The organism is Candidatus Frankia nodulisporulans, assembly GCF_902806475.1.
Lineage (GTDB): Bacteria > Actinomycetota > Actinomycetes > Frankiales > Frankiaceae > Frankia > Frankia umida.
This window is the reverse complement of sequence record NZ_CADCWS010000232.1, coordinates 1-6523: the sequence shown is the minus strand read 5'-3', so window position 1 is coordinate 6523 and position 6523 is coordinate 1. Positions and strand designations below refer to the sequence as shown.

Here is a 6523-nt window from a genome sequence, read left to right as displayed (position 1 = left end):
GAGCGGGTCCGACATTCTCGGCGCCGGTGGCAGTGATCAGCCAGTCGGCGCCGACGCGGCGATGATCGGCGGCGGTGCGGCATTGACTCACGTCCCGTCGAGCGGGGCGGCGGCCGGCCGCCGCGTGGGAGCATCGGGGCATGCCTGCGCCCGCGCTCGTCCTGTGGGACATCGACCGAACCCTGCTCAACGCCGGTGGGATCAGTCGGGAGCTCTACGTCCGGGCGTTCGAGCGGGTCGTCGGGCGTCCGCTGGACATCGAGGTGGACCTGACCGGCAGAACCGAACGGGCGAGCGTCACCGAGACGCTGCGACGCTCCGGTATCAGTGACGTCACGCCGTTGCTGGCCACGTTCTACGCCGAGATGGCGCTGGCCGCGGCTGCCCTACGCGCGGAGATGCGCCGGCGCGGGCGAGCCCTGCCCGCGGCCCGGGAGACCCTCGCGGACCTGGCCGCCGACGGGGTGGTGCAGACGGTGGTGACCGGTAACGTCCGTCCCGTCGCCGAGATCAAGCTGGCCGTGTTCGGCTTCACCCAGCATCTCGATCTCGATCTGGGTGGCTACGGGGATGTCAGCGCCGACCGGGCCGACCTGGTGCGCCGTGCCATCGGACGGGCCGAGTCCGCCCACGCGACGACCTTCGACCCGGCCCGGGTGATCGTGGTGGGCGACACCGTCCACGACGTGCGCGGCGCCCTCGACGTGGGTGTGCGCGCGGTCGGCGTCGCCTCCGGCACGACCAGCGTGGCGGAGCTCACGGCGGCCGGTGCCAGCGCCGTGCTCTCCGGGCTGACCGACCTCGCCGCCGTACGTGCTGCCCTGTTCGGCCCCCAGGCTCCGGCTGCTGGTGCCCCGGCCCCGGTCTCGGTCCGCCCGGGCGGTTAGTGCGCTGTCGGCGAATGTTCGTGGACGGCGCGCTGGGCACCCCGGTACCAGCCGCTGCCGGCCGACTGCTTCGGACTGCTGCTGACTGCTGACGGGTAGGGCGTCCCGGTGGGGGTCGTGGTCGTCCGTCGGTGCGACGGTGGTGCCCTGACGCCGAGATCACATGTAAACCCGGGTGCTGGCCGCTGGTCGGTTCTCCGGCGCCCTGGGCGGGTTGCGATACTTGGCGGTCGCAGGGTCGATCGGCGGGAGAGACGTGTGGGCAGCCAGAGCCGGGAACGACGTAAGGCCAAGGAAAAGGCGCGCGCGAACCGGGCCCGCAACGCTGGGACCAAACCGGGTCCGTCTGGGCAGCCGGGTCCGTTCGGGCAGGCAGGGCCCTTCGGGCCGCCGGTGCCGCCGCGGGAGTCGCTGGCCGAACTCACCGAGAAGATCATCTCCGATGCGCTGACGGCGCTGCTCGCCGAGGACGACGAGTCGTTCATGGCGTTCCTGAGCGCCCTGGCGGACCCGCCGAACGGGCCCAGCGGGCGTCGGACCGTCAACAAGGCGCTGGTCGGCTGGTTCGACCGCGCCCTGGAGGGCCTCTGGCGGCGCGGCTGGCAGCCGGTGGACCTGCACCGGATCGTCGGCCGCCAGAGCGACCAGCGCCACGTCCGGCTGGTGCTCGACGCGATCGCCGGCCAGCTGCGCCGTTACGCCCCGGCGACCGTCGACGTGCGGTGGCCGGCCCAGCTGAGCAGCCTCGGCGCCCACGTCTGGTGGGAACACGACGACCAGTGGCTGGACGCCTGGGGCGAGCGGGAGGGACGCGTGCGGGTCATGGTCCTCAGCGACGCCATCGAACTGCTCCGGGCGCTGCACCTGCTGCCCGAGGTGGAGATGCTCGGCCCCCCACCGGGCACCGCACGGCGGGAGACCTCGTCGCGCGGCAGCGGCCCCGGCAGCGGCCCCGGGCCGGCGGGCAACGCCGCGGCGAGCACCGGTGAGGGCGCCGACACGCGCATCCTGGACAAGGTCCGCGCGCTGTTGGCGAAGGCCGAGTCGACCGAGTTCACCGACGAGGCCGAGGCGCTGACCGCCAAGGCCCAGCAGCTCATGGCCCGCCACAGCATCGACGAGGCGCTGCTCGCCGCCGGCCAGGGCTCCCGGGAGCAGCCGTCCGGGCGCCGGGTCGGCATCGACAACCCCTACGAGATGGCCAAGGCCACCCTGCTGGACGTGGTCGCCGACGCGAACCGCTGCCGCACGGTGTGGTCGAAGCACCTCGGCCACTCCACGGTGATCGGTTTCGAACCCGATCTGGACGCCGTCGAACTGCTCTACACGTCGCTGCTGCTGCAGGCGACCACGGCGATGACCCAGGCCGGCTCCCGCCAGGACCGCATCGGACGATCCCGCACCCGCTCGTTTCGCCAGTCGTTCCTCGCGTCGTTCGCGATGCGCATCGGCGAGCGTCTGCGGGCCGCGTCCGAACAGGTCCGCGACGAGGCCGTGGCGCAGGCCGGTGACAGCCGCCTGCTGCCGGTGCTCGCCGCCCGCACCGACTCCGTCCAGGCGGCGACCACGGCGATGTTCCCCAGGATCACCTCCCGTTCGATCCGGGCCAGTGACGGGGAGGGCTGGGCGTCGGGCCGCGCCGCCGCCGACCTCGCCTCCCTGCACACCCGCGAGGAGGTCGCCGCCGACCGTTCCAGGTGACCAGCCAGGGGCCCAGAGCGGTTCAGGGGCCCAGAGGGTGTCGACGGGTAGGACGTGCAGGCGGTCCTCGTAGGTGTAGGAACGCGCGCCGAGGTAGAGCGCGACGCCGGCGAGGAAGGCGTCGCCGACGGTGTCGCGGAGTCTGCGCAGGGGGGCGAGATCGTCGCCGGGTACCCGGCCGGCGGCCTTGATCTCGAACGCGACGATCGCCCCGTCGTCCCGTTCGATCACCAGGTCGACCTCGTCCCCGCCGCGGGTGCGCCAGTGGCCGGCTCCGCCGAACCAGTCCGCCCAGGATGCCTGTTTGAGTAGTTCCGTGACGACGAACGTCTCGAGCAGATGGCCGAACTCGGTCAGCGCGGTCGGGCTGCGGGCCGCCAGTTTCTGCGGGGTGAGCCGCAGCAACCGGGCCGCGACCCCGGAGTCCAGGACGTGGAGTTTCGGCGAGGAAGCGGATCGTGCGGTGAGCGTGGTGCCCCAGGCGGGTAGCCGGTAGAGCAGGAACACCGCTTCGAGCAGGCGCACATAGCTGTGCGCGGTCGACTCGTCGAGTCGGACGTCGGACGCCGCTCGGGTGATGTTGAGGATCTGCGCGGTCTGGCCGGCTAGCCGTGCGAGCAGGCCCGGCAGCGCGGCGGCCTGACGGAGCCGGCGTAGGCCCGCCACGTCGCGTTCGAGGCTGAGACTGACGTAGTCGTCGAACCAGCGGTTACGCGAGGCGAGGGAGGCGCGCACAAGCACCGAGGGGAACCCGCCCATGGTGACGCTGTCGATGTACTGCTCGCGGGTCGTCACCGACGGCCGGGCCGCTGCCGCGGCCACGGTGGCGCCCGGGTCGGTGAACAGGTCGTCGAGCAGATGCTCGCGGACCCCGCGCAGCTCACCCTGCGACAGCGGGTAGACCGGTAGCCGGTGCAGGCGGCCGGTGAGTGCCTGCGCGGCCCGGGGCAGGGCGTCGTGGCGGGCCGAGCCGGTCAGGACGAACCGGCCGGGCCGACCGTCCCGGTTGAGCTCGGCCTTGATGGCGTCGAGGATGATCGGAACGTGCTGGTACTCGTCGATACAGATCGGTCGGGTGCCCGAGACGAACAGCGCGGGGTCCCTGGCCGCCGCGTCGCGCACGGCCACATCGTCGAGGTCGACCAGCTCCGCGCCGATGTCGTCGGCGAGGCTGCGCAGCAGGGTCGACTTCCCCACCGAGCGGGGCCCCTGTAGGAGCACCACCGGCTCGTCGGCCATCCGGCTCGCGACAATCGGCCCCAGCCGTCGCGGCACCAGCCCGTGCAGCCGTGCATCCATGGCCGCCAGGCTACTCGAACCACGGATCTGGACGGCCCCGAGTCACAGATCTGGACAGCTACAGGTCCCAGATCTGGACGACGTCGAACCACGGATCTGGACGGGGACGAATCACAGATCTGGATGGCTCTGGAGCAGGGATCTGGCGGGTCCTGCCGGTCAGTTCCACAGGGCGGCGTGGCTGGTGTCGCCGGGGAGCAGGATGGAGCCCACCACCTGGCCGCGGTTGTTGATCGCCGTCGGGTTGGCGGAGCCGCCGAGCTGGACGGTCCGGCCGTTGGCGCGCCGGAAGGCCGCGGTACTGGTCGCGACGATGGCGTCGCCGCGTTCGTTGAGGGCGATCGGGCGGGCGAACAGGCCGTCGAAGGTGCCCAGATCGAACCGCTGGCCATGGTCCCAGAGCAGGATGCGGTCCGATGTTGGTCACGGGATCGAACGTGTCGCCGAGGATCTGGCCGGCGTCGTTGACGGCCACCGCCTGACTGAGCGGATCGCTGGGATCCAGGTCGATGGGGCGGTCGCCCTGCCACAGCATGGCGTGGGTGACGCCGTCCGCGTTCGTGGCCCAGCCGACGACATCACCACGACTGTTGATGTCCGAACCGTAGCCGGACGGGGTGGGCAGCGGCACCCAGCGGCCGCGCACCCAGCGGGCGAAGTAGTCGTCGGTGTGGCTGCTGTTCTGCACCTCGCCCAGGATCCACCCGTTGGTGCTGATGGCCCGGGCGTCGCTGGTGTGACCGGCGGGGGCGCCGAGGTCGAAGGTGTGGTTGTCGCGCCAGAGCTTCGCGTGCGACCCACCGTCGGTCACCGGACCCGTCCCGACGACCTCGCCCCGCTCGTTCTGGTCGGACGTGGAGAAGTCGAGGGCGACCACGGTGCCATCGGGACGGCGCACGAAACCGGGGGAGTAGAAACGCCCCGGCAGGGTGCCGGCGATCTGCCCGGCGTTGTTGATCCTGAACGGGGCCCGCGCGGTGTCGGGCAGCGCGGTGAGCACCCCGTGCGACCAGCTGAAGCCATGGCTGTCGTACGACCCGCTGTACCCGGAGCCGACGACGTCCCCACGATCGTTGATCGCGGTCGCGCTGCTGTAGCGCAGACCGGGCAGACCCCCGAGATCAACCGGAGGGACGGTCGTGAGCGGTGGCCCGCTTGTGGCCGGTGGCGCGATCGTGGCAGCTGGCGGCGGTGGCGGCGCTGCGGGCGGCGGTGGCGGCGCTGCGGGCGGCGCGGCTACGGCCACTGCGGTGGACAACGCAGCGACGGTCGCGGCCACCAGCGCCGTCGTCGCTGTCACCGCCGCCGTTCTGACCGCATGCCTCGAGCGCATCGCCGCCTCCAGGACGGGTGCCCGGCCGCCCTGCTGGCGACGCACTGAGGTCAGAAAATCACCCTCCGATGCCGAGGTGGGGGAGCGCTCCGCCGACACGCCCCCATCCGATCCGCCGCAGGCGTCAACCCACCGGGCCCAGGACGATGCCGGGCTGGGTATCGGTCGAGGCGCTCTGCAGCGTCCGCATGACCCGACGAGGGTCGTCGTACGGCCCGGAGATGTAGAACGGCCTGCCGTCCTTGCCAAACGTGATCGCGGGCGGCCCTTCCCACGCGCCGAGGTGGCCGGCGGCGGCCGCGAAGTCGGAATGCGGTTCGAAACCGAGACCGCGTGCGTACTCGACGGAGCCAAGCACCAGGTCGGCGGCCAGCTTGAGTGGCGCCTCCTGCCACCCGTTCGACTGGGCGGCGAAGTACGTCTCCCGGAAGCGTGGCAGCTCGACGTCCGTCATGACGTCCGGCCCCATCGCGTTCTTGACCCCGAGGCAGTAGACGTCCGCCAGATACCCGCACACCGACACGCTGCCCCAGCGGTGCGCCCGCGCGACCAGCACCGTCGCCAGACCGCCGAGACTGTTGCGGGCGTCGAGGACGATCGGCTCCACCGCGCCCTCGGCCGCGTCACCGTCGGCCGCGGCGTCGCCGCCTTCGAAAGCCGCATCCACCCAGCCGCGCGCCGGATCCACCGTCAGACCCCGGCTCCACCCGGCATTGATCCAACAGCCGACCAGCGCCGGCTCCCCGGCCGCGGCCAGGGCCTGCGCCGCCGCAGCCCGCACCAACGGCGCCACCCCCAGGATCCGGGCGATCTGCTTCGGCGACTTCCCCTCGCCCCGCAGCGCCGCTACCCGGTCCCGCAGCTCACTCTCACCCATGGACGATCACCCTAATGTCGCCGGGCGGGCTGCTCCGGCGTCGGTGTGCCTCGGCCACGGATCTTGGTTCCCAACGGGGGCTCGCATAGCAGTCGCGTCGTGATGGCCGAGCAACGAGGCAAGTGTGGAGACCTCGGCCCTCCATGCCTGGACCTGCGACCTGGTGGGGCCGATCTCGTACTGGTAGTAGTGGCAGGCGACGCAGAGGTGGAAGGCGGCCCATACGACGACGGCGTGGGTGCTGTAGTGGCGCAGGCAGCCGACGGCATCCCCCAGTCCTTGATCGAGGCCGCGCTGGTGGGGTGCTGCCCGGCAGGGCACTGAGATCAACCGGCGGTACGGTCCAGATGGGTGATGCCGCCGGGACCACCGCGGTCGACAGCGTGGCGGCGGAGTGGTCCGCCGCCACGCGCCCCTGAGATCTGG

General features: G+C 72.0%; 4 protein-coding genes and 1 pseudogene. 2 read left to right on the top strand and 3 right to left on the bottom strand.

All coding sequences use genetic code 11. The annotated features are described in order from the left end of the window. Positions 1 to 140 precede the first annotated feature (140 nt). Both G6R24_RS16845 and G6R24_RS16840 read left to right on the top strand, forming a co-directional pair. Positions 141 to 887 carry an HAD family hydrolase gene (locus G6R24_RS16845; protein WP_163550189.1) on the top strand — a complete coding sequence of 249 codons (747 nt, stop codon included), beginning with the start codon at positions 141 to 143 and terminating at the stop codon, positions 885 to 887. A gap of 258 nt (positions 888 to 1145) precedes the next feature. After that, entirely contained in the window at positions 1146 to 2588 is a 1443-nt protein-coding gene (locus tag G6R24_RS16840) for a DUF2786 domain-containing protein (protein ID WP_163550188.1), read from the top strand. 243 nt (positions 2589 to 2831) lie between these two features. On the opposite strand, the pseudogene G6R24_RS16835 reads toward G6R24_RS16840, so the two are convergent. The 3 genes and pseudogenes from G6R24_RS16835 to G6R24_RS16825 form a co-directional block, all read right to left on the bottom strand. Next, a pseudogene (locus tag G6R24_RS16835) lies at positions 2832 to 3827 on the bottom strand (ATP-binding protein); the annotation flags it as partial. A 118-nt stretch (positions 3828 to 3945) separates the two neighbouring features. Beyond that, positions 3946 to 5187, bottom strand: a complete 1242-nt coding sequence (locus G6R24_RS16830; protein ID WP_217465668.1) for a hypothetical protein — start codon at positions 5185 to 5187, stop codon at positions 3946 to 3948. A 157-nt stretch (positions 5188 to 5344) separates the two neighbouring features. Beyond that, on the bottom strand, positions 5345 to 6097 hold the full coding sequence (locus tag G6R24_RS16825) for a helix-turn-helix domain-containing protein (protein WP_225438638.1): 753 nt from the start codon (positions 6095 to 6097) through the stop codon (positions 5345 to 5347). Positions 6098 to 6523: the final 426 nt, after the last annotated feature.